Here is a 21,319-nt window from a genome sequence, read left to right on the forward strand (position 1 = left end):
GGCCGGCATCCGCGGCGCCGTTATGTAACAGGCAACATCACCGTCATCGCATCCATGGGGGATTCAATGAACCCGTGCCTGAGATAGAACGCCTTCGCCATTTCATCCATGGCGTGGCACACCAACGCACGTGCACCGATCTCACGGCACACGTGGAGGGTGCGTTGCACGGCATCCTTAAGCAGCCCCGCACCGATACCCTGCCCGGTCCAATCCGCGTGTACCGCCAACCTGCCCAGTACGATGACCGGGATGGGATGGGGCATATTTCGCCGAATGCTGCCCGGCGCGACCCCGTGTGAAACCGCGCCGGCGGCGAGAGCGTAGTAACCCAACACGTTCTGTTGCGCATCACAGACCACAAAGCAGCGCGATGCCCCGGACACCTGGTTCCGGTGCGCCCGCTCCTGCAGCCAGCGGGTCAACGCCAAAGCGCTGCATCGAAAGTCGTCCACCCGATGCCCGCTGGCGAGCGCACACGGCACACCCAGCTGTACCACTCAGCGCTCCCAGGGTGCAGGCGTGTTCAGCAGCCGCCGGATGGCGGCATTGCTTTCCAGCGGTGCATCCAGCAGTGCGTTGAAGCGCTTCAGTTCTTGAGAAGTTAGCGAGAACTGGGTCTGATCTGCCAGCACCTCCCGCGCCTTGTCGCAGGCAGCGTCCAGGATGAACTCGGTGCGGCTTACGCCACTGATCTTGACCGCGCGGTCGATCAGCGCCTGTTTGTCGGCAGGTGCCCTGAAGTTGATGACTTTGCTGGGGAGAGCCATGGCGGGCGATCCAGGAGGTTGTATATACACTGTACACACACCTTGCGCTGCGCTCAACGTCGTGCTCCCCGTGGGTACCAGAGTGTTCACGCTACGTCGTTGATCCCCCGCGATACATAGGGAACGCCCGCATCAACGCGTAGGTAGACGTGCCACCTACGCCGTCACCGTGGTGTTGAAGCAGCGGCGACACGCCTCCGGTAGAGCCACCCATGGGGTGGCTCTACCGGGAAACGTCATGGCGCGATGGGCGAAGACGCACGGATCAATATGCGCCCGCCCATGCGACGCAGGTGGTTTCCTGCCCCGTCGTGGGCGCACCATCGGCTCACGCCGCTTCGCTGATCCGCACCGCCCGCCGCGCCCGCACCGCTTCAGCCAGACTTTCCAGCACGGCCAGCGAGCTGTCCCAGCCGATGCAGCCGTCAGTGATGCTCTGGCCGTAGGTCAGCGGCTGCCCGTCGACCAGGTCCTGGCGACCGGCCACGAGGTGGCTTTCCACCATGACGCCGACGATGCGCTCTTCGCCGTTGGCCAGCTGCGCGTTGATGTCGGCGATGACCTTGGGCTGGTTTTCCGGGTTCTTGCTGCTGTTGGCGTGGCTGGCATCGATCATGATGCGCGCGGCCAGGTGCGACTTGGCCAGGGTCTGGCTGGTCGCTTCCACATGGGTGGCGTCGTAGTTGGGCGTCTTGCCGCCGCGCAGGATGACGTGGCAATCCGGGTTGCCGGCGGTGGCGACGATGGCGGTGCCGCCTTCCTTGGTCACCGACAGGAAGTGATGCGGGTTGGAGGCCGCACCAATCGCATCGGCGGCGATCTTGATGTTGCCGTCGGTGCCGTTCTTGAACCCGACCGGGCACGACAGGCCCGAGGCGAGCTCGCGGTGTACCTGGCTTTCGGTGGTGCGTGCGCCGATCGCGCCCCAGGCCACCAGGTCGGCGATGTACTGCGGCGAGATCACGTCCAGGAATTCCACGCCGGCCGGCAGGCCGAGCTTGTTGATGTCGCGCAGCAGACCGCGCGCCACGCGCAGACCCTTGTTGATGTTGAAGCTGCCGTCCAGGTCCGGATCGTTGATCAGGCCCTTCCAGCCCACCGTGGTGCGTGGCTTCTCGAAGTACACGCGCATGACGATTTCCAGCTCGTCAGCAAAGGCGTCACGCAGCGGCTTGAGGCGCTGGGCGTACTCGATGGCGGCCACCGGATCGTGGATCGAGCACGGGCCGATCACTACCGCCAGGCGGTCATCGCGGCCGTGCAGGATCTCGTGCAGGGCCGCGCGCGAGGCGCTGACCGTGTCGGAGGCTTCATCGTCGCAGGGCAGCATGGCCAGCAGCTGGGCCGGCGGGGTCAACGGTTCGATCTTGCGGATGCGCAGGTCATCGGTGTGCGGGGGCATGGGGGAAAACTCCTTGGAAGTGGGGGTCCCCAGCGCGGCGGCAACAAAAAAGCCGCCAGGTGCGCTGGCGGCTTTCGGGAATGCGTCTGAAGGTTTCTTCAGGGTGAGCGCATGCCTTCCTCCGCCGGTGGCTTCGGAAAGTAATACCAAAAGTAGGCATTGGCGGGGCGTGCGTTCATTGGGGAGTATTGATAGCACAGCTTTTGTGCGGCGCAAAATGTTTCATTCGCAACTGGGCGGAGGGCGCTTGGGTAGTGGGTCGTTGGTCGGCAACCTCATGATTGCTGTACGAACGTATCGGGTCGAAATTCAGAGTCCAGACCGGACAGGGCTGCCTCCATCGGCGATCCTTTGTTCGTATGCGTCGCCGGGGTACCAGTAGGTAGAGCGCACCCCATCGTCCCCCGTTGCCTGATGCCGCTCCAGCAGTTCAGCATCCACCCAACTGCGCAAATGATCGCGATCTTCTCGGTACTGGAAGTTTGTACAGCGGACGTCGCCCTCCACATCGATTTCGTTCTGGATGGTGGCGATGAAGCGAGCCTCAAGATCTCCACAGACCTTCACGTGGTGTCCCGTCTCAAGGAAGGAGTCCACCTTGAAATGTCCGCCAATTGTCAACCCGCCATCATTGAGCGAGCATGCGTAGACGTGCTCGCATTCCACGTTATCGCGCACCACCACCCAGCCACCGCATATGAAATTCCTAGCCTTGAGGCTACCGAGGATAATGACGCCGGGCCATTCATCGGGCCAGTTCAGAACCAATGTTCCGTCTACGTCTAGATCGCCGTCGACTATCAGGCAATGGACGTCGTCATCGTTTCCCCAGTCCCCCTTTAGATGTGCACCGCATACGAGCTTTATCTTGCGCACGTCCTCCATGGCCTCGTGCGATGAAGGTGCAGCGAGCATTCGCTCCAGCAACGTATCGACGAACTCGGCGGATTCGGCGCCTCCCGAGCTCCGCAGCGAGTGCGAGTACAAGGCGCACGTGGCTGCGTAGTCTTCCAGCAGCGCCGCGCTCAACGGTGAATCCAGTTCCCCGGTCTCTTCAAGGACGGTCACCGCATCCTGCTCGATGACGCCACCGTGCCGGACCACAATCGCTCGGGCCTCTTCGATCGAAATCGACCTGGCAGAAATCCCATATTCGCTGTCGCTGGGAAACACTAGCATCGCCACCTCCCTGCATCTGAGATAACGATGATGATGGACGCAGCGCTTCGAGATCCATACAACTTCTTGAGAACTCGGGACCGACTCAGGCAGCCATCATGCGTCGTGGGCGCCTGATGTTGATTGAGGCCCAGAGCATTAAAGCGAGCGCAGGGCGCGCTTGCGGATGTAGCTGTTGGCCGGGTGGTCGGCATGCTGGTGCTGCCAGCGGCTGCACAGCGCGCGGACCCAGTCGGGCTGGCTCTTGCCGGCATCGTTCAACCAGTTCCCCACCGCGTCCTGGACGTAGCGCGCTTCATCGCAGCACAGTGCGTCCAGCAGGTCCTGTGCATGGTGGGGTTCCTGCTTGAACAAGGTGATATGTGCGGCCCATACCCCGCGCGGGCGCAGTGCCTCACAAGCGAAGCGGCGCACGTTCGGCGACGCGTCCTGGACCCAGGCCTGCAGGTGCACGAGCACCCGCAGCGGCTCGGCGGCGATGTGGGGGCGCACGGCCAGCCACGCCCACTCGCGTACGCCAAAGTGCGGATCGTCGGCCAACGCGCGCAGGGCATCCAGCTTGCGCTCCAAGGTCAGCGCCGGATCGCTGCCGATCAGGTAACAGGCCCAGCCGCGCACGGTGTCGCTGGCGTGCCGTGACCAGTGGGCATGATCGCCATGCCCATGCGCGCGCAGCAGCGTGGCAGCGCCCTGCATGCGCAGGGTGATGCCCAGCTTGGCGGCGTTGCGCATCGGGGCCAGTGCCGAGGCTGGCAAGGTCGGCGCAACATGGGCCATCAGCCGGGCAAAATCGACGGCAAGCACTTCAGCCAGATGGGCCGCTTCGGCCTCGCCCCGATCCAGCTGGCCGCGCCGCTCGCGGGTGATCGGCGTTTTCATGAGGTGCGCCCCGCATCGGTGCGCGACCACACGCGCTGCAGCAGCGTGCCCAGCACTTGGCGTTCGGTGGCGCTGATGTCGGCAAACAGCGAGGCGATCCACTGCGTCTGCTGGTCGAACAGGCGCGCCGACAGTGTCTGCCCCGCCCGGGTCAGGCGCACGTGGATGCGCCGCTTGTCATCGGGGTCGCTGTGGCGGCTCACCAGCTGCTCGCGCTCCAGCCCGTCCAGCAGGCCGGTCACGGTGGCGCGGGTAACGCCGGCGCGCTCGGCCAACTGGTGGGGCGACAAGGCCGTATCCGCACCGCGCAGCAGGAACAGGAGCACGAAACGCCCTTCGCTCAGGCCCAGCGGTGCCAGACGACTCGCGCAGTCCTGGTCGATCGCGCTGGCCAGCGAAAGCACCTGGAAACACAGCGCCAATTCCCCCGTATCCGGCTGGCCACGTCGCGCCAGTTCGGTCAGGAAAGCCTGGTGTTTGATTTCCAGCATGCAGGCGGATCCGGAATAGTACGGCGGCTAATTATATCGTCGTTGCGCTCGGAGAGAAAGGCTCCCGCCTACGTTGCTGCTACTGCGGGCAACTTCAGCCGTACGATCAACCCGCTGCCCGGCCTGTCCAGCAGCGAGAGCTGAACTCCGCGCTGGCGTACCGCGCCCTGGACCACCGCAAGCCCCAGACCGGTCCCGCCGGTGGCGCGGTTGCGCGGTTGCGCGGTTGCGCGAGCCTTCATGCCGCGCTGGAAAGGCTGCATGAGCGCGTCACCGTGCCATGGCAGAGGCCCGGCCAGGCCGCTGAGGAAGTCCACACCGCGCAGGCGCGCGGACTGGATGCATTCGTCCAGCGGGGCCGCCATGTCCAGCGTCTGCATCGACGTAGGCTCCAGTTCGCCACGCGCGTAGTCGAGTACCTGTTCGGTCATCGCGTTCATGCGTTCGATGTCGGCCACCATCCGCGCCGCCTGCGCAGGCGGTGCGAACTCGGCGCGAAGGCGCGGCCCGCGTGCGCAGATGGTGCGCGAGTAGGGGTTTACGCGGGAGCCGTCCCGCGGCAGGATGAAGCCATCACCACCGACGCAAGGACAAGCGGATGGACCGTTCTCAAGCTGAAGCCGTGGCGGATGCCATGCTGCAACCCGAACCCAAGCGCGATGCCGTGCGGGCACGGCATCTTGCCAGCGCCGCACAACTGAAGCGTCAGCGTAAGGCTGCAGGAGCGGGCCTGGTCGGCATGGCCGCCGGCGCTGTGGTGGCCAGCCAGTTTCCGATGGCCTTTTCGCAGGGCATGCTGATCGGCGCGTTGCTGACGTATTTGCCCACCAAGCTATGGCTGGACCGGCGTGCACGCAACGCCGAAGCCGCCATCCGCGGCGACGGGCACGCCCAGCCATAGCGCAGGGATTCCAGCCACCCCCTTTACCAGTGCATACGCGCCGGCAAAGGCCCGTCATGCGAAGGAAACAACGGCAGTACGTACTCGGCCAGTTCCTGCAGCACCTCGCCCGCCGGGCGCTGCGAGAACTGGATGCCCAGCGCAGCATGGTTCACGCCGGCACGCTGCCACTCGCCCAGCAGATCGATCAATCCGTTGCGGCCGGTTCTCAGCGTGTAGCCGCCATTGAGCGGCGTGCGGGGATGGTTCGGGTCCTCGACCAGATCCAGCCATTCGTTGGTGACATGCGGGCGGAAGCCACCGTCGGGGATGAGACGGCGCCATGCCTGGATCTTGTCGGCCAGGCGCTGCGGTCCGCCCGCGTGATGGGTTGCCTCGGGATAGGTCAGCCAGCCATCGGCATGCTGCCCGACCCAGTCCAGTGTCTGGCGCGAGGTGCCGGTCACCAGCAGGGGAATCGCCCCGGCCACCGGCTTGGGCAACAGCTCTACGCCCTGCAGCGCGCCCAGTGGCGAGTCGATATGCAAGGGACCGTGCTGCATCAGCTGCCTGACGTACAGCACCGAATCGGCGAAGCGCTGGCCGCGGTCGGCATGCTCCAGACCGTACGCGGGGAACTCGACCGGACGATCGCCGGAGGCGATGCCCAGCACCAGGCGCCCACCGGACAGCTGGTCGATGGTGGTGGCCGACTTGGCCAGATCGATCGGGTGGCGCAGCGAGAAGATCGCACTGCCCGTGGCCAGCGCCAGCCGCTTCGTGCGTGCCGCCAGGAAGGCCAGATAGGTAAACGGATCGAACACCTGCCCGGCATCGCCGAACAGCGGATCGAACAGCGGCACATCGCGCACCCAGGCCGCAGCGAAGCCGTCACGGTCGAGCTGGCTCACCAGATCCGCCTGCCCGGCCAGCACCTGCATGTCGCCTTGATAGAAGCGCAGGGGCAGGAACACACCCAGCGTCAGCGCCCCCTCGCGGAACATGCGCTGGTAACCGGCATGGCGGGCGAACGTCGGTGCGGATGCGCCGGTCAGTGGCGCCTGCATCGGGGTGATATCAGTCAACAGGGTCATCGTGGTCGTTCCTGTATCAGGGGCCGGTGGCCGGTTCGGGGAGCTGCACGCCGCGCTGCACCGCAGGCCGCTGTGACATGCGCAGGTGCCATGCACTCACGTGCGGGTAAGCGCTGAAATCGAAGCCGATGAGCCGGGCGATATGGGTCCAGCCATAGCCGGCGATATCGGCGATGGAGTACGCCTCGCCTGCCAGCCATGGACCGTCTGCGAGGCGGTGATCCAGCGTGGCGAAGAATTCGGCACTCAGGCGCCGGTAGCGTTCGATCGCAGGCGCATACCGCTCCTGGGCGAACATCTCGAAGTGCACGCGCTGCCCCAGGATCGGCCCGACGCTGGCCGAGTGGAACATCAACCAGGTGATGGCCTCCCAGCGCGCGCGTGGCGCGTCGGGCAACAGCCGTCCGCTCTGCTCGGCCAGATACAGCAGGATGGCGGCGGATTCGAACACGGTGATACCCGTCGCCTCGTCGACCAGCACCGGAATGCGGCCGTGCGGATGCCGTTGCAGGAAATCGGGATGGCGGTGCTCACCTTCGTCGATGCGCACGTGATGCAGTACGTAAGGGAGGCCGAGTTCTTCCAGCGCGATGGTGATCTTGAAGCCGTTGGGCGAGCTGTCGGTGTACAGGTGCAGCGAAACGGGGGACACAGCGGTCTCCTTGGCAGGCGGAACAGCGGGCGGGGTTCGCGTAGCAGGGCTGGATCAATGCAGCTGGACTAAACGACATCGATTCAACATGATCACGATGCTACGCAGGCCAACGCGCTCTGTAGAACGATTCTTCCTGCACTGCCAAGAGAGAAAATCTAAGGTCATGGGCGCCGTCCTTCACCTGCTCGCACTGCGCGCCTTCGTCGAAACCGGTCGTCATGGCAGCCTCAAGGCCGCTGCTGCGGTCATGGGGGTCACCCCGGGGGCGATCAGCCAGCAGCTCAAACTGCTGCAGGCGCGCACCGGCGTTGTGCTGTTCACCCGCACCCCTCACGGGGTCGCACTGACCCCGGCGGGCACACAGGTCCACCCTGCCCTGCTGCGCGCGTTCGATCAGATCCAGGACAGCATGGCTACGCTGGAGGCCATCCATGCCCGGCAGACGCTCACCCTCAGCACCGTGCCCAGCTTCGCCGCGTCCTGGCTGGTGCCGCGGCTGGGGCGTTTCACCGAACGCCACCCGGCGATCGAAGTCCGCGTGGAGGCGTCGTCGGCGCTGGCGGATCTGCGTCGCGACCGCATCGACATCGCCATCCGCCACGGTCTCGGCGAGTATCCCGGCCTGGTCTCACGCCCGCTCGCGTCGCCGGTACTGTTGCCGGTGGCCTGCCCGGCATTGCTTGCCGATGGCCCACCGATCCGGTCGACCGCGGACTGCCTGCAGTACCCGCTACTGCAGGACTCGGACCGCAGCGACTGGTCGCTGTGGTTCAGCGCGCTCGGCCTGCCGCCCGATCCACGCATCGAGCGTGGTCCGGCCTTCGATGATGACGTGCTGCTGATCCGCGCCGCGGAAGCGGGCCAGGGCATCGCACTGGTGCGTGACCTGTATGTGGAAGCCGAAGTGGCCAGCGGGCGGCTGGCGGTCGTGCTGGATCAGCCGTGGCCAACGCGGTTTGCGTACTACGCCGTCACCCTGCCCGGCGCCGAGGAGAATCCGGCCATCGCAGCATTCCTGCGCTGGCTGCAGGAGGAGGTCGAAGCGGCGACCAGCGCGCTGTGAGCCCGTGATACGCGCACAAAAAAACCCCGCCTTCCGGCGGGGTTTTTCGTACTGCGTTGGCGCATGGCGGGTACCGACCAACGGTCGGTACCTACCGGACCGATGTGTGCCGACCGTAGGCCGGCCTCTACATCAGAAGTCCATGCCGCCCATGCCACCCATACCGCCCATGCCGCCGCCAGCTGCGCCAGCGCCGTCATCCTTCTTCGGGGCTTCGGCAACCATCGCTTCGGTGGTGATCATCAGGCCAGCGATCGAGGCAGCGTTCTGCAGCGCCGAACGGGTCACCTTGGTCGGGTCCAGGATGCCGAATTCCAGCATGTCGCCGAATTCGCCGGTGGCGGCGTTGTAGCCGAAGCTGCCGGTGCCTTCCTTGACGCGGTTGACGATGACCGACGGCTCTTCGCCGGCATTGGCCACGATTTCGCGCAGCGGGGCTTCCATCGCGCGCAGGGCGATCTGGATGCCGTGGTTCTGGTCTTCGTTGGCACCCTTCAGGCCGCTCAGCGCGGTGACCGCACGGACCAGCGCAACGCCGCCGCCCGGGACCACGCCTTCTTCAACGGCTGCACGGGTCGCGTGCAGGGCGTCGTCGACGCGATCCTTCTTTTCCTTCATTTCGATTTCGGTCGAGGCACCGACCTTGATCACGGCAACGCCGCCGGCCAGCTTGGCCACGCGTTCCTGCAGCTTCTCGCGGTCGTAATCCGAGGAGGTGTCTTCGATCTGGGTCTTGATCTGGGTGACACGCGCTTCGATGTTGGCCTTCTCGCCGGCGCCATCGATGATCGTGGTGTTTTCCTTGGAGACCTGCACCTTCTTGGCGCGGCCCAGGTCCTTGATCGTCGCCTTTTCCAGCGACAGACCGATTTCCTCGGAGATCACGGTGCCGCCGGTCAGCACGGCCATGTCTTCCAGCATCGCCTTGCGACGGTCGCCGAAGCCCGGTGCCTTGACGGCCACGACCTTCACGATGCCACGGATGGTGTTGACCACCAGGGTGGCCAGCGCTTCGCCTTCGATGTCTTCGGCGATGATCAGCAGCGGCTTGCCGGCCTTGGCGACGCCTTCCAGCACGGGCAGCAGGTCGCGCACGTTGGAGATCTTCTTGTCGTGCAGCAGCACGTACGGATCATCCAGGTCAGCGGTCTGCGACTGCTGGTTGTTGATGAAGTACGGGGACAGGTAGCCACGATCGAACTGCATGCCTTCGACGACGTCCAGCTCGTTGTCCAGGCCCGAGCCTTCTTCAACGGTGATGACGCCTTCCTTGGTCACGCGGCGCATCGCTTCGGCGATGATGTTGCCGATCGACTCGTCCGAGTTGGCCGAGATCGTGCCGACCTGGGCAATCGCCTTGTCGTCAGCGGTCGGCTTGGAGATGTTCTTCAGCTCGGCGACGGCGGCGATCACGGCCTTGTCGATACCGCGCTTGAGGTCCATCGGGTTCATGCCGGCAGCGACGGCCTTGGCGCCTTCGCGGATCAGGGCCTGGGCCAGCACGGTGGCGGTGGTGGTGCCGTCGCCGGCGTCATCGTTGGTGCGCGAAGCGACTTCCTTCACCATCTGCGCGCCCATGTTCTCGAACTTGTCAGCCAGTTCGATTTCCTTAGCGACGGAGACGCCGTCCTTGGTGATGGTCGGCGCGCCGAAGCTCTTTTCGAGCACGACGTTGCGGCCCTTCGGGCCCAGGGTGGCCTTGACGGCATTGGCGAGAACGTTGACGCCGCGAACCATGCGGGCGCGGGCGTCTTCACCGAAACGAATATCTTTGGCAGCCATTGCGATTACCTTTTTATGTAGAGCCGGGCCATGCCCGGCTGCTTGAACGGGAGGAAGTGCGGAAGCGCCGGCACGGGGCCGGCCGCATCACTCAGCCGACGATGGCGAGGATGTCGTCTTCGCGCAGGACCTTGAACTCGACGCCTTCGGACTTGTAGCTGCTGCCGGCGTACTGGCCGTAGATGACCTTGTCACCGACCTTCAGCGACGGCGCGCGCACGCTGCCGTTGTCCAGGGGCTTGCCCGGGCCGACGGCCACGACTTCACCCTTGGTCGACTTTTCCTTGGCGGAATCCGGAATCACGATGCCGCCGGACGAGATTTCGTCGGCTTCGATCGGCTTGACTACGACGCGGTCATGAAGCGGCTTGATGCTCATGTGAGACCCTTTTAAGTTGTTGATTGGTCTAGGAAAGTCTGGCGATGTTAGCACTCGCACAGGGCGACTGCCAGCCACGCTCACGAAAAAACCCGACGGTGCGGGACAGAGCAGAGATGGTGCTGGCCCCATCCCTTTCAAGGGCAGGCGACCGGTTTTTTTTGTCGATCCGGGCCCACGCGTGAATGTTTGACGCAGTTCTCAATGCGAAAGGTCGAATCCGACAGACCAATCGATGTGTCATCTGGATTGCGTAGATTCGAGCGGCACTGACCAATCACAAGGAGCCGTAGATGAGGTTGCTGACGCCGCTGTCCCTGGCCTGCCTGCTGATGCTGGCCACCAGCCCGGCCCGGGCCGATGTATTCATCAATGAACTGCATTACGACGACAGCACCCCGGCCGGAGACGTCGGCGAGGCGATCGAAGTGGTCGCCACCGCCGGTGAAGACCTGTCCGGCTACCGGCTCTATCTCTACAACGGCAGCAACCCTTCAGCCGCCGCGGTCTACGCCAGCGACGCGGTCCCGGCCGGCACCGCCAGCTGCGGCAGCGCCCGGCTGGCCACGGTCAGCTACCCGACCAACGGGATCCAGAACGGTCCCAACGACGGCATCGCCCTGGTCGATCCCAGTGGCAAGGTGGTCCAGTTCCTCAGCTACGAGGGCACCATCACCGCCGCCGGGGGTCCTGCGGCGGGCCTGACCAGCCAGAACCTCCCGGTCAGCGAGACCAACAGCACCGCCCCGGGCACCTCCCTGCAGCTGACCGGCACCGGCAGCCAGTACGCGCATTTCACCTGGGCCGAATCGGCCCCACAGAGCTTCGGCGCCTGCAACCACGGCCAGACCTTCAGCGGCGGCGGCCCGACCGGCCCGAATACCGCGCCCTCGGTCACCGCCACCACCCCCGAGCAGGGCGCCAGCACCTTCCCGGCCGCCGCCGACCTGAGCGTCACCTTCAGTGAGCCGGTCACCCTCGCCAGCGGCGCCTTCGCGCTGAGCTGCGGCCAGTCCGGCACGGTCCTCCTGAGCCACCCGACCACCGGTACCCGCTTCACCCTGGCCACCAACACCGCGCTGGTGGCCGGTGAAGCCTGCCGCTTCGATATCCGCGCCACCCGCGTGAAGGATGCCCAAGGCGCCCGCCCGGCCGCCGATACCCGCATCGCCTTTACCGTGGCCACCGCCACCACGCCCGATCCGGGCAACCCCGGCACGCCCGGCGAGTACTACGCCCGGGTCAACACCTCCACCCCCAGCCAGTTGCGCTGCTCGCTGCACGAGACCATCAAGGGGCACACCGCCTACCCCTACAGCGGCTCGGGCACCAGCACCTGGACCATCCTGGAAATCGCCGACGAAGATCCCAACAACAGCGGCAAGATCCTCGATGCCTACCGCAACCGCAGCTACACCAAGGTCAGCGGGCGCGCAGGCACCGGCAGCGGGCTGACCTACAACCGCGAGCACACCTGGCCCAACTCGCTGGGCTTTGCCAGCACCACCGGCGACAAGGGCCTGCCGTACGCGCCGTATACCGACACCCACATGCTGTACCTGACCGATGCGCAGTGGAATGCGGACCGCGGCAACAAGCCGTTTGCCAAATGCGACAGCAACTGCGGTGAACGCGCGACCGAGGCCAACAATGGTTTCGGCGGCGGCAGCGGCGGCTACCCGGGCACCTCCAACTGGGTGCGCACGCCGGATGGCAATGGCGGCTCGTTCGAAGTGTGGGGCCACCGCAAGGGCGATATGGCGCGTGCGGTGATGTACATGGCGATCCGTTATGAAGGCGGTAAAGATGCCAAAACCGGGCAGTCCGAGCCGGACCTCGAGTTGACCGACGACCGCAGCAAGATCGTCAAAACGTCGGCCTCGCCGGCTTACATGGGCCTGCTCTCGACCCTGATCGACTGGCACCTGTCCGACCCGCCGGACGCGGCAGAACGCGCTCGCAACGAGGTGATCTTCAGTTTCCAGGGCAACCGCAATCCGTTCATCGACCACCCGGAGTGGGCCACCCCGACGCTGTTCACCTCGGCCAAGCCGACCACCTGCCAGCTGGCCAACTGAGCCCGGCCGACCGGCGCCCCCTCGCGGCGCCGGTCGGACCATTGACCTCTGGCGGTCCTATACTCGGCGGTCATGTCGATTGCCGATCCCGTCTTCCTGCTGTTCACCACCTGCCCCGACGTGGCCTGCGCCACGCGGCTGGCACACGCGCTGGTGGACGAACGCCTGGCAGCCTGCGTGACGCGCCTGGACGGGGCGCATTCGACCTACCGCTGGCAGGGCGAGGTCACCGAGGACCACGAGGTCCAGTTGCTGATCAAGACCACCGGCAGCCGCCTGGACGCCGCGATCGCGCGCGTGCAGGCCCTGCATCCGTATGAACTCCCTGAGTGCATCGCGGTCGAAACCCGCGCCGGCCTACCGGCGTACCTGGATTGGATTCGGGCGCAGACCCGTGAGGAAAGTGATTGATGACGCTGTTTCGTCGTGTTGCCGCGCTGTGCGCGTTGCTCGTGGTCTCCCTGCCGGTCTGGGCGGTCAGCGAAAAGGACCTGCTCCCGGTCGATGAAGCCTTCGGGCTGACTGCGCAGGCGCGTGACCGCGATCGCGTGGAGATCAGCTGGAAGATCGCCCCGGGCTATTACCTGTATCGCCACCGCACCACGGTCAAGGCCGATGCCGGTTTCGACGCCGAGGCGTTGCAGCTGCCAGCCGGCAAGAAGCATCACGACGATTTCTTCGGCGAGGTGGAGACCTACCGCGAACGCCTGACCGGCGTGCTGCCGGGCAAGGCTGCCGACGGCACCGACACCGTGACGCTGGAAGTGCGTTACCAGGGCTGCGCCGATGCCGGCGTGTGCTACCCGCCGCAGAAGCGCACGCTGCAGGTGAAGCTGCCGGCCGGTGGCAGCGGCGCTGCCACCGCCCCGACCGCCGCCAGCGCTGCCGCGTCCCCGTTCAACACCCCGTTGGCCGGCAACACCGGCAGTGGTCTGCGCCTGCCCGGCACCAGCAACACCCAGGCGCTGCCGCTGCCGTCCGAGCGCGCCTTCGGCTTCGATGCGATCGTCGGCGATGGCAACACCGTGCTGCTGCGTTTCACCCCGGCACCCGGTTACTACCTGTATCGCGACCGCACTTCGCTGGCACTGGAAGGCGCGCCGGGCATCCGCGCGGACAAGCCGACGTGGCCGGCCGCCAAGTCGCATCGCGATGAGCATTTCGGCGATGTGGCGGTGTATTTCGACCAGATCGACGTGCCGCTGCCACTGCGCCGCAGCACGGCCAACGCCACCGATGCCACGCTGGTGATCACCTTCCAGGGCTGCCAGACCGATGGCATCTGCTACCCGCCGATGACGCGCCGGGTGAAGTTGGCGCTGCCGGCCGGCACGATCAATGCCAAGGCCGATGAGGTCGCGCAGAAGACCGAGGTCATCGCGCCCCTGCCCAATCGCGATAAACGGGCACAGGCCCGCGGTGATGCCGGCACCGGCAGCCAGCCGATGCTGATCCGCCCGAACGAACCCGCGCTGGCCGTGCCGGGCGACACCGCCGCCACCCCGGATGCCAGCGCCGACAACGCGCAGCGCACCCCGCCGCCGGTCGCCCCGGCCGCCGCACCGGGCAACCTGCTGGTGCTGCTGCTGTTCGCCTTGGCCGGTGGCCTGATCCTCAATCTGATGCCCTGCGTGCTGCCGATCCTGTCGCTGAAGGTGCTGGGCGTGGCGCAGAGCGGCGAGAGCCGTCAGCGCGCGCGCAGCCATGCGCTCTGGTACACCGCCGGCGTGCTGGTCGCCTTCGCCGCCATCGGTGCACTGGTGATCGCGCTGCGTGCGGCGGGCCAGGCCGCGGGCTGGGGCTTCCAGCTGCAGCACCCGTGGTTCATCGCCGCGTTGGTGTATCTGATGTTCGCCGTTGGCCTGAGCCTGTCGGGTGTCTTCACCCTGGGCGGCAGCATGGGCGGTGTCGGCCAGTCGCTGGCCTCGCGCAGCGGCCCGGTCGGCGATTTCTTCACCGGCGTGCTCGCCTGCGTAGTGGCCAGCCCGTGCGTGGCCCCGTTCATGGGCCCGGCCCTGGCCTACGCCTTCGCTGCCCCCGGCCTGCAGGCGATGCTGGTATTCCTGGCGCTCGGCCTGGGCCTGGCCCTGCCGTTCCTGCTGATCGGTTTCGTGCCCTCGCTGGCCCGCCGCCTGCCGCGCCCCGGCGCGTGGATGGAAACGCTCAAGCTGGTGCTGGCCTTCCCGATGTACGGCACCGCGATCTGGCTGCTGTGGGTACTGGGCAAGCAGCGCGGCGTGGACGCGATGGCGCTGGTGCTGGGTGGCTTGGTGATCCTGTCGCTGGCGCTGTGGTGGTTCGAGCGCAGCCGCTGGCGCAGTCAGCGTGTGGGCGGCCTGTTGGCCCTGCTGTTGGTCCTCGGCGCGCTGTACCCGATCTGGGGCGTGACCCGCATGGCGCCGCCGGCCAAAGCCGCGCAGGCGGCCAGCGACAACGTGGTGGAGTACTCGCCGCAGATGCTGGACCGGCTGCGCCAGGACAACCGCGTCGTGTTCGTCAACATGACGGCCGACTGGTGCGTGACCTGCAAGGCCAACGAGCGCGCCGTGCTGGGCACCAACGCGTTCCAGGACACCCTGCGCCGGACCAACGCGGTGTACATGCGCGGCGACTACACCAATGTCGACCCGCAGATCACCGCGTTCCTGGATGAGCACAAGGCCGTCGGTGTGCCGCTGTATGTGGTCTATGGCCCGGGCGCACCGCCGACCGTGCTGCCGACGGTACTGACCCAGGCGCTGGTGGAAGAAGCGCTGCTGCGGACCGCGCGATGAGCCTGCGGCCACCACGCCGGACGGTCGTGGTGGTCGTGATCGCGGCCGTGCTCGGGATCGGCGCCGGCGTCTGGTTCGCCGGGCATGACGAGCGCCCGGCCAAGGCCCCGCCACCGCCCCGGCCGGTGGTGGTCGCCGCCCAACCGGGTGATCCGATGCCGGCGATCACCCTGCCGGACCTCCAAGGGGAACCGCAGGACCTGGCCAGCTTCCACGGGCGTCCGCTGCTGATCAACGTCTGGGCCAGCTGGTGCGGCCCGTGCGTGGAGGAAATGCCCGCGCTGACCGCCTTTGCCGATGCCCAGGGCGCGACCGGCGTGCAGGTGCTCGGGCTGGCGCTGGATACGCCCGAGGGCGTGCGCGATTTCCTGACCCGCATCCCGGTCGCCTACCCGATCGTGCTCGATACCCCCGGCCCAGCCGACGCCAGCGTGCGGCTGGGCAATGCACAGGGCCTGCTGCCGTATTCAGTGCTGGTCGATGCGCAGGGGCGCATCGTGAAACAGAAGCTGGGGCCGTTTGCGGCCGGTGAGATCGAGGCCTGGGCACGGCACTGACGCCCGGGGGATCGGTAACGGTTTGATCGGGATGCCGCGCTGGCCCGCGTTGGGCTATTGACCGCCCCTGCCCTGCACCCAACAATGACGAGATCGATTCTCATCTACAGCCGGGCCTGCTTCGCCTTGCCGCCGGAACCGCCCGCATGTTGAAGACCGTTGTTTTCCAGCTGCACTGGCTGTTGGGCATCACTGCCGGCACCGTGCTGGCGGTGATGGGCCTGAGCGGGGCCACGCTGGCCTTTGAAGACGAGATCATGCGCGCGGCCAATCCTGCGCTTGCGCAGGTCGTGCAACGCCATGCGGCCGGCGAGCAGCCGCTGGCGCTCACCGCGCTGTTGCCGCGGTTGCAGCAGGACATGCCACAGCCGTTGCAGCGGCTGCGCGTGGATGCCACCGGGCAGCGCCTGTCGGTGGCGCGTTTCGACGGCGGCCAGGCGAACTGGCGCTACTTCGATCCGTACACGGGTACCGTGCTGACCGAGCTGAAGGGGCTGGATTTCTTCGCCTTCGTCGAAGACCTGCACCGCCACCTGGTCAGTGGCGAACGCGGCAGCCTGATCACCGGCAGCTGCGCGATCGCGCTGGTGTTCTTCTGTCTGTCCGGTCTGTATCTGCGCTGGCCGCGACGCTGGTGGCACTGGCGCACCTGGCTGGCGGTGGAGTGGTCGCGCAACGGGCGCAGTTTCCTGTGGAGCCTGCACTCGGTGGTCGGCACCTGGGTCCTGCTGGTCTACCTGATGATCGCGCTGACCGGGCTGTGGTGGTCGTTCGACTGGTACCGCAAGGGCGCCACCACGCTGCTCGGCGGGGCAGACGCAGAGCAAAGCGAGCGGCGCGCCAGCCGCGGCCCGCTGGATCTGGGCAAGGTGCAGGCGACGCTGTACGGCCTGGAGGGTGTGCGCCGCGGCTACATCGATCTGCGCTTCCCGGCCACACCGGGCCGCCCGCTGACCAGCCGCGTGCAGGGCGGCGATGCCGCCCATGACCGCGCGCAGGATATCGTCCAGCTGGATCCGGCCACCGGTGCCCTGCTCGCCTACGCGCCGTACCGCGCCAGGAATGCCGGCGGCAAGATCATCGTCAGTGTGTTCGCGTTGCACTCGGGCAGCTTCTTCGGGCTGCCGGGGCGGGTCATCGTGATGCTGTCCAGCCTGGGCATGCTGGTGTTCTTCGTCACCGGCTGGATGCTGTATCTGGACCGCCGCCGCAAGAAGCGCGAGGTGCGTGCCTCACGGCTGCCTCTCGCGGCGGCCGTCGGCACCGGGCAGCCGTGGCTGGTGGCGTTTGCCAGCCAGAGTGGTTTTGCCGAACAGCTGGCCTGGCGCACGGCGGCCCAGTTGCAGGCGGCTGGCCTGCCGGTGCACGTCCGGCCGCTCGCGCAAGTGGATGCGGCGTTGCTCGCGGACACGGACAAGGCCTTGTTCGTCATCAGTACGTTCGGCGATGGCGAAGCGCCGGATGCGGCGCGTGCGTTCGAGCGACGGGTAGTGGCGCAGTCCACCTCGCTGCAGGGCCTGGCGTACGCCGTGCTCGGGCTCGGCGACCGCGAATACCCACGCTTCTGCGGTTTCTCGCGACAGGTGGACAGCTGGCTGGTGGCGCAGGGTGCGCAACGACTGTTCGCCAGCATCGAGGTGGACCGCACCGATGCCGTGCCGCTGGCGAACTGGCAGCAGCAGCTGGGTGTGCTGACCGGGGTGGAGGATCACACCCCGCTGCCGGCACCGGTTGAACTGCACCCCTGGGCGTTGGATGCGCGCGCGCAGCTCAATCCGGGCAGCGCCGCCGGGGCGATCTGGCAGGTGTCCCTGCGGCCGCCGGCGCACGCGCACTGGCAGGCCGGCGACATCCTGGAGATGGCGCCGCGCCACGCGCGTGCGCATGTGCTGTCGGTGCTGGCTCGCAGCGGTCTGGATCCGCAGGCGCCGGTGACGGTCGATGGACGCATCACGGCATTGGTCGAGGCCGCTGCCGCGCGTGTGCTGCCTGAGACAGCGGAGGCAGTGGACGCCGCTGCAGCACCCGATGCTGCCCGCTGGCTGGCACGACTGCCTGCGCTGCCGCATCGCGAATACTCGATCGCCTCGGTGCCCGGCGATGGTGCCGTGCAGTTGGTGATCCGCCTGACCGATCTGCCCGACGGCCGCCACGGACTGGGCTCGGGCTGGTTGTGCGTGCATGCCAGGGAGGCAGACAACATTCATGCCCGCGTGCGTCGCAACACCGGCTTCCATCGCCATCCCGAGCACGCCCCGATGCTGCTGATCGGCAACGGCACCGGCATCGCGGGTCTGCGCAGCCTGCTGCGTGAAGCCGACGCGCAGGGCGATCGCGGGCATTGGCTGGTGTTCGGCGAGCGCACCCGCGCGCACGATTTCCTGTACCGCGAGGAGATCGAGGCGTGGCGGGCGCAGGGTCACCTCAGCCGTGTGGACCTGGCGTTCTCGCGCGATCCGGACGGCGGCGGCTATGTGCAGGACCGCCTGCGCGCCGCACCGGAGGCACTGCGGGCGTGGGTGGACCTGGGCGGCAGCCTCTACGTATGCGGCTCGTTGCACGGCATGGCCGAAGGCGTCGATGCCGTGCTGCGCGAGGTGCTCGGCAACGATGCCGTGGATGCCCTGCTCGACGACGGACGCTACCGCCGCGACGTGTACTGAGGTGCACGGCGCCGCTCAGGGAAACCAGCGGCGCAGATAGCGCGCGGTGGCGCCCTGCCTGGCGCGACTGACCTGGGCCGGCGTGCCTTCGGCGACGATCCTGCCGCCCTCCTCGCCCGCGCCCGGCCCCACATCGATCACCCAGTCCGCGTCGGCGACGACACGCAGGTCGTGCTCGACCACCACCACCGTGTTGCCGGCGTCGACCAGGCCGTGCAGCTGCGTCATCAGCTTGTCCACATCGGCCGGATGCAGGCCGGTGGTCGGCTCGTCCAGCACATACAGGCTGTTGCCGTGCTGGCTGCGCTGCAGCTCGGTGGCCAGCTTGATCCGCTGCGCCTCCCCACCGGACAATTCCGTGGCCGGCTGGCCCAGACGCAGATAGCCCAGTCCGATATCCCGCAGCAGTTGCAGCGGCCGCTGCACGGGCGGCTCGTCGGCGAAGAACGCCAACGCCTCCTCCACCGTCATCGCCAGCACCTGCGCGATGTTGCGGCCGTTCCATTGCACCTCCAGGGTCTTGGCGTTGTAGCGCTGACCATGGCAGGTCGAGCACGGCGCATAGACGCTGGGCATGAACAACAACTCGACGTGGACGAAGCCCTCGCCCTCGCAGGTTTCGCAGCGGCCTGCCGCGACGTTGAAGGAGAAGCGGCCGACGGTGTAGCGGCGCGCCTTGGCCGCGCGCGTGCCGGCGAACAGACGGCGCACATGATCGAACAGCCCCGTATACGTGGCCAGGTTGGAGCGCGGCGTGCGCCCGATCGGCTTCTGGTCGACGTTGACCAGGCGCTTGATCGCCTTGGCCCCGTTCAACCGGCCACGGGTCCGTTCGATGCGGCTGGGCTGCGGCAGCTCGCTGTCGAGCTCTTCGATCACCGGCTCCTGCCCCAGGTGCTCGCCGACCAGCTCGACCAGCGCCTGGCTGACCAGACTCGACTTGCCCGAGCCGGAGACACCGGTCACCGCCGTGAACGCCCCAAGCGGAAAACGTGTATCCACGCCATGCAGGTTGTTGCGGTGAACGCCCTGCAGGCCCAGCCAGCCGGACGGCGCGCGCGGCGTGCGGCGCGGGCCGGCACCGCTCTGGAACAGATACGGCGCGGTGACCGAGGCCTTGATCGTGCGCAGGCCCTCGGGTGGTCCGCTGTAGAGCACCTGGCCACCGTGCTGACCGGCACCCGGGCCGACATCCACCAGCCAGTCCGCGCGGCGCAGCATCTCCAGATCATGCTCCACCACGAACAGCGTGTTGCCGCCAGCCTTGAGCTGGGCCAGTGCGTCGTACAGGGCCTCGCCATCGGCGGGATGCAGGCCGGCGGTGGGCTCATCGAGCACGTACACGACGCCGAACAGGCTCGAGCGGATCTGTGTCGCCAGGCGCAGGCGCTGCAGTTCGCCCGGCGACAGCGTCGGGGTCGCGCGGTCCATCGACAGATAGCCCAGCCCCAGCGACTGCAGCGTGCCGATCCGTTCGACCAGATCGTGCGCGATGCGCTGGGCCGCGATGCGTTTCTCCTCCGACAGATCCGGCGTGCGGCGCACATCGCTGCCACCCGCATGCGCGTTGCCACCGGCGGCCACCCGCTTGGCCGTGGCCTGGCGACCGGCGTTACGGCTGCGTGTGGCGGTTGCGGCCGCTACCTCGAAATGCCCCTGCGCCGCCGGACGCAACGCCTGCGCCATGGCACTGAGCGGCAGCCGCGACAACGTGCCGATATCCATGCCGGCGAACGTCACCGACAGCGCTTCGCGCTTCAACCGGCGGCCATCGCAGACCGGACACTCGGCGCCGATCATGTAGCGCGCCACCCGCTTCTTCATCATCGCGCTCTGCGTGGTGGCAAAGGTATGCAGCACATAGCGGCGGGCACCGCTGAAGGTGCCCATGTAGCTCGGCTCCTCCTTGCGCCGCAGCGCGGCACGGGTTTCGGCCGGGGTGAAGCCGGCGTAGACCGGTACCACCGGTTGTTCGTCGGTGAACAGGATCCACTCGCGCTGCTTCTTGGGCAGATCCCGCCAGGGGATATCCACGTCGTAGCCCAGCGTGACCAGGATGTCGCGCTGGTTCTGCCCGTGCCATGCCGGCGGCCACGCAGCGATGGCGCGCTCACGGATGCTCAGCGACGGATCGGGCACCATCGATTGTTCAGTCACCTCATACACGTAGCCCAGGCCGTGGCAGTTCGGGCAGGCGCCCTGCGGCGTGTTCGGCGAGAAGTCTTCGGCGTACAGCATGGGTTGCTTGGCCGGATAGGTACCGGCGCGCGAGTACAACATCCGAAGCAGACTCGACAGCGTGGTCACGCTGCCGACGCTGGAGCGCACGCTGGCGGTGCCGCGCTGCTGCTGCAGGGCCACGGCCGGTGGCAGCCCTTCGATCGCATCCACATCCGGCACGCCGACCTGGTCGATCAGCCGCCGCGCATAGGGCGACAACGACTCCAGGTAGCGCCGCTGTGCTTCGGCATACAGCGTACCGAACGCCAGCGAGGATTTGCCCGAGCCGGAGATGCCGGAGAACACCACCAGCGCATCGCGCGGGATGTCGACATCCACGTTCTTGAGGTTGTGTTCGCGTGCGCCCCGGACGCGCACGAAGGTATCCGGGGCAGTAGAGGGCGACGGCCGGCGCGTGGAGGTCTTCATGGATGAACAATAGCGAACCACAGC

General features: G+C 67.0%; 18 protein-coding genes and 1 pseudogene. 7 read left to right on the forward strand and 12 right to left on the reverse strand.

Annotation, left to right across the window (positions count from 1 at the left end):
- Positions 1-20 precede the first annotated feature (20 nt).
- The 7 genes and pseudogenes from ABE472_RS05715 to ABE472_RS05745 all read right to left on the reverse strand — a co-directional run.
- Entirely contained in the window at positions 21-425 is a 405-nt protein-coding gene (locus tag ABE472_RS05715; RefSeq protein WP_346462943.1) for a GNAT family N-acetyltransferase, read from the reverse strand.
- Between the two features lie 75 nt (positions 426-500).
- Complete coding sequence (locus ABE472_RS05720; protein ID WP_320488882.1) at positions 501-770, reverse strand: DUF1778 domain-containing protein; 270 nt, start codon at positions 768-770, stop codon at positions 501-503.
- Between the two features lie 328 nt (positions 771-1,098).
- Positions 1,099-2,172, reverse strand: a complete 1,074-nt coding sequence (aroG, locus tag ABE472_RS05725; protein WP_320488880.1) for a 3-deoxy-7-phosphoheptulonate synthase AroG — start codon at positions 2,170-2,172, stop codon at positions 1,099-1,101.
- Between the two features lie 309 nt (positions 2,173-2,481).
- A complete protein-coding gene (locus tag ABE472_RS05730) occupies positions 2,482-3,351 on the reverse strand; it encodes a hypothetical protein (RefSeq protein WP_346465850.1) in 870 nt (289 codons plus the stop codon).
- 138 nt (positions 3,352-3,489) lie between these two features.
- A complete protein-coding gene (locus tag ABE472_RS05735; protein ID WP_346465851.1) occupies positions 3,490-4,230 on the reverse strand; it encodes a DNA alkylation repair protein in 741 nt (246 codons plus the stop codon).
- Positions 4,227-4,721, reverse strand: coding sequence for a MarR family transcriptional regulator (locus ABE472_RS05740; RefSeq protein WP_346465852.1), 495 nt, complete (start codon positions 4,719-4,721; stop codon positions 4,227-4,229). Before ABE472_RS05740 ends, ABE472_RS05735 begins: the two co-directional genes overlap by 4 nt.
- Before the next feature lie 68 nt (positions 4,722-4,789).
- Positions 4,790-5,230: pseudogene (locus ABE472_RS05745) on the reverse strand (two-component sensor histidine kinase); the annotation flags it as partial.
- A 125-nt stretch (positions 5,231-5,355) separates the two neighbouring features.
- Between ABE472_RS05745 and ABE472_RS05750 the strand changes: the two are divergent.
- On the forward strand, positions 5,356-5,622 hold the full coding sequence (locus ABE472_RS05750; RefSeq protein WP_346465853.1) for a hypothetical protein: 267 nt from the start codon (positions 5,356-5,358) through the stop codon (positions 5,620-5,622).
- A gap of 23 nt (positions 5,623-5,645) precedes the next feature.
- On the opposite strand, the gene ABE472_RS05755 is transcribed toward ABE472_RS05750, so the two are convergent.
- Positions 5,646-6,695, reverse strand: coding sequence for an LLM class oxidoreductase (locus tag ABE472_RS05755; RefSeq protein WP_346465854.1), 1,050 nt, complete (start codon positions 6,693-6,695; stop codon positions 5,646-5,648).
- A gap of 16 nt (positions 6,696-6,711) precedes the next feature.
- On the reverse strand, positions 6,712-7,347 hold the full coding sequence (locus tag ABE472_RS05760; protein WP_346465855.1) for a glutathione S-transferase family protein: 636 nt from the start codon (positions 7,345-7,347) through the stop codon (positions 6,712-6,714).
- 166 nt (positions 7,348-7,513) lie between these two features.
- On the opposite strand from ABE472_RS05760, the gene ABE472_RS05765 reads away from it, so the two are divergent.
- Positions 7,514-8,413: a LysR substrate-binding domain-containing protein gene (locus ABE472_RS05765; RefSeq protein WP_346465856.1), complete on the forward strand. Its 900-nt coding sequence runs from the start codon at positions 7,514-7,516 to the stop codon at positions 8,411-8,413.
- A gap of 132 nt (positions 8,414-8,545) precedes the next feature.
- On the opposite strand, the gene groL is transcribed toward ABE472_RS05765, so the two are convergent.
- Positions 8,546-10,195 carry a chaperonin GroEL gene (groL, locus tag ABE472_RS05770; RefSeq protein WP_346465857.1) on the reverse strand — a complete coding sequence of 550 codons (1,650 nt, stop codon included), beginning with the start codon at positions 10,193-10,195 and terminating at the stop codon, positions 8,546-8,548.
- Positions 10,196-10,286: 91 nt separating this feature from the next.
- The gene (locus ABE472_RS05775) at positions 10,287-10,574 is read right to left on the reverse strand and encodes a co-chaperone GroES (RefSeq protein ID WP_019183551.1); all 288 of its coding nucleotides are present in this window, start codon (positions 10,572-10,574) and stop codon (positions 10,287-10,289) included.
- 293 nt (positions 10,575-10,867) lie between these two features.
- On the opposite strand from ABE472_RS05775, the gene ABE472_RS05780 reads away from it, so the two are divergent.
- The 5 genes from ABE472_RS05780 (at position 10,868) to ABE472_RS05800 (ending at position 18,646) form a co-directional block, all read left to right on the forward strand.
- The gene (locus tag ABE472_RS05780) at positions 10,868-12,652 is read left to right on the forward strand and encodes an endonuclease (protein ID WP_346465858.1); all 1,785 of its coding nucleotides are present in this window, start codon (positions 10,868-10,870) and stop codon (positions 12,650-12,652) included.
- A 72-nt stretch (positions 12,653-12,724) separates the two neighbouring features.
- Positions 12,725-13,063 (forward strand): divalent-cation tolerance protein CutA, encoded by a 339-nt coding sequence (gene cutA / locus ABE472_RS05785; protein ID WP_019183549.1) that lies wholly within the window; start codon positions 12,725-12,727, stop codon positions 13,061-13,063.
- Positions 13,063-15,426, forward strand: coding sequence for a protein-disulfide reductase DsbD (locus tag ABE472_RS05790; RefSeq protein ID WP_346465859.1), 2,364 nt, complete (start codon positions 13,063-13,065; stop codon positions 15,424-15,426). The genes cutA and ABE472_RS05790 overlap by 1 nt, the downstream gene beginning before the upstream one ends.
- Positions 15,423-15,983: a TlpA disulfide reductase family protein gene (locus tag ABE472_RS05795; RefSeq protein WP_313219476.1), complete on the forward strand. Its 561-nt coding sequence runs from the start codon at positions 15,423-15,425 to the stop codon at positions 15,981-15,983. Before ABE472_RS05790 ends, ABE472_RS05795 begins: the two co-directional genes overlap by 4 nt.
- Positions 15,984-16,129: 146 nt before the next feature.
- Positions 16,130-18,646 (forward strand): sulfite reductase flavoprotein subunit alpha, encoded by a 2,517-nt coding sequence (locus ABE472_RS05800; RefSeq protein WP_346465860.1) that lies wholly within the window; start codon positions 16,130-16,132, stop codon positions 18,644-18,646.
- A 15-nt stretch (positions 18,647-18,661) separates the two neighbouring features.
- Here the strand turns inward: ABE472_RS05800 and ABE472_RS05805 are convergent, their stop codons facing one another.
- Positions 18,662-21,295, reverse strand: a complete 2,634-nt coding sequence (locus ABE472_RS05805) for an excinuclease ABC subunit UvrA (protein ID WP_346465861.1) — start codon at positions 21,293-21,295, stop codon at positions 18,662-18,664.
- Positions 21,296-21,319: the final 24 nt, after the last annotated feature.

Origin of the sequence: Stenotrophomonas sp. TWI809 (assembly GCF_039673205.1) — a bacterium.
In the GTDB taxonomy this organism is placed as follows: Bacteria; Pseudomonadota; Gammaproteobacteria; order Xanthomonadales; family Xanthomonadaceae; genus Stenotrophomonas.

Bases quoted from the DNA above. Each gene is read 5' to 3' on its own strand.
- ABE472_RS05805 (WP_346465861.1), bottom strand. From the start codon at position 21,295: ATGAAGACCTCCACGCGCCGGCCGTCGCCCTCTACTGCCCCGGATACC.
- groL (WP_346465857.1), bottom strand. From the start codon at position 10,195: ATGGCTGCCAAAGATATTCGTTTCGGTGAAGACGCCCGCGCCCGCATG.
- ABE472_RS05765 (WP_346465856.1), top strand. From the start codon at position 7,514: ATGGGCGCCGTCCTTCACCTGCTCGCACTGCGCGCCTTCGTCGAAACC.
- ABE472_RS05740 (WP_346465852.1), bottom strand. From the start codon at position 4,721: ATGCTGGAAATCAAACACCAGGCTTTCCTGACCGAACTGGCGCGACGT.
- ABE472_RS05720 (WP_320488882.1), bottom strand. From the start codon at position 770: ATGGCTCTCCCCAGCAAAGTCATCAACTTCAGGGCACCTGCCGACAAA.
- ABE472_RS05790 (WP_346465859.1), top strand. From the start codon at position 13,063: ATGACGCTGTTTCGTCGTGTTGCCGCGCTGTGCGCGTTGCTCGTGGTC.
- ABE472_RS05780 (WP_346465858.1), top strand. From the start codon at position 10,868: ATGAGGTTGCTGACGCCGCTGTCCCTGGCCTGCCTGCTGATGCTGGCC.
- ABE472_RS05800 (WP_346465860.1), top strand. From the start codon at position 16,130: ATGTTGAAGACCGTTGTTTTCCAGCTGCACTGGCTGTTGGGCATCACT.
- aroG (WP_320488880.1), bottom strand. From the start codon at position 2,172: ATGCCCCCGCACACCGATGACCTGCGCATCCGCAAGATCGAACCGTTG.
- ABE472_RS05730 (WP_346465850.1), bottom strand. From the start codon at position 3,351: ATGCTAGTGTTTCCCAGCGACAGCGAATATGGGATTTCTGCCAGGTCG.
- ABE472_RS05775 (WP_019183551.1), bottom strand. From the start codon at position 10,574: ATGAGCATCAAGCCGCTTCATGACCGCGTCGTAGTCAAGCCGATCGAA.
- ABE472_RS05750 (WP_346465853.1), top strand. From the start codon at position 5,356: ATGCTGCAACCCGAACCCAAGCGCGATGCCGTGCGGGCACGGCATCTT.
- ABE472_RS05795 (WP_313219476.1), top strand. From the start codon at position 15,423: ATGAGCCTGCGGCCACCACGCCGGACGGTCGTGGTGGTCGTGATCGCG.
- ABE472_RS05755 (WP_346465854.1), bottom strand. From the start codon at position 6,695: ATGACCCTGTTGACTGATATCACCCCGATGCAGGCGCCACTGACCGGC.
- cutA (WP_019183549.1), top strand. From the start codon at position 12,725: ATGTCGATTGCCGATCCCGTCTTCCTGCTGTTCACCACCTGCCCCGAC.
- ABE472_RS05735 (WP_346465851.1), bottom strand. From the start codon at position 4,230: ATGAAAACGCCGATCACCCGCGAGCGGCGCGGCCAGCTGGATCGGGGC.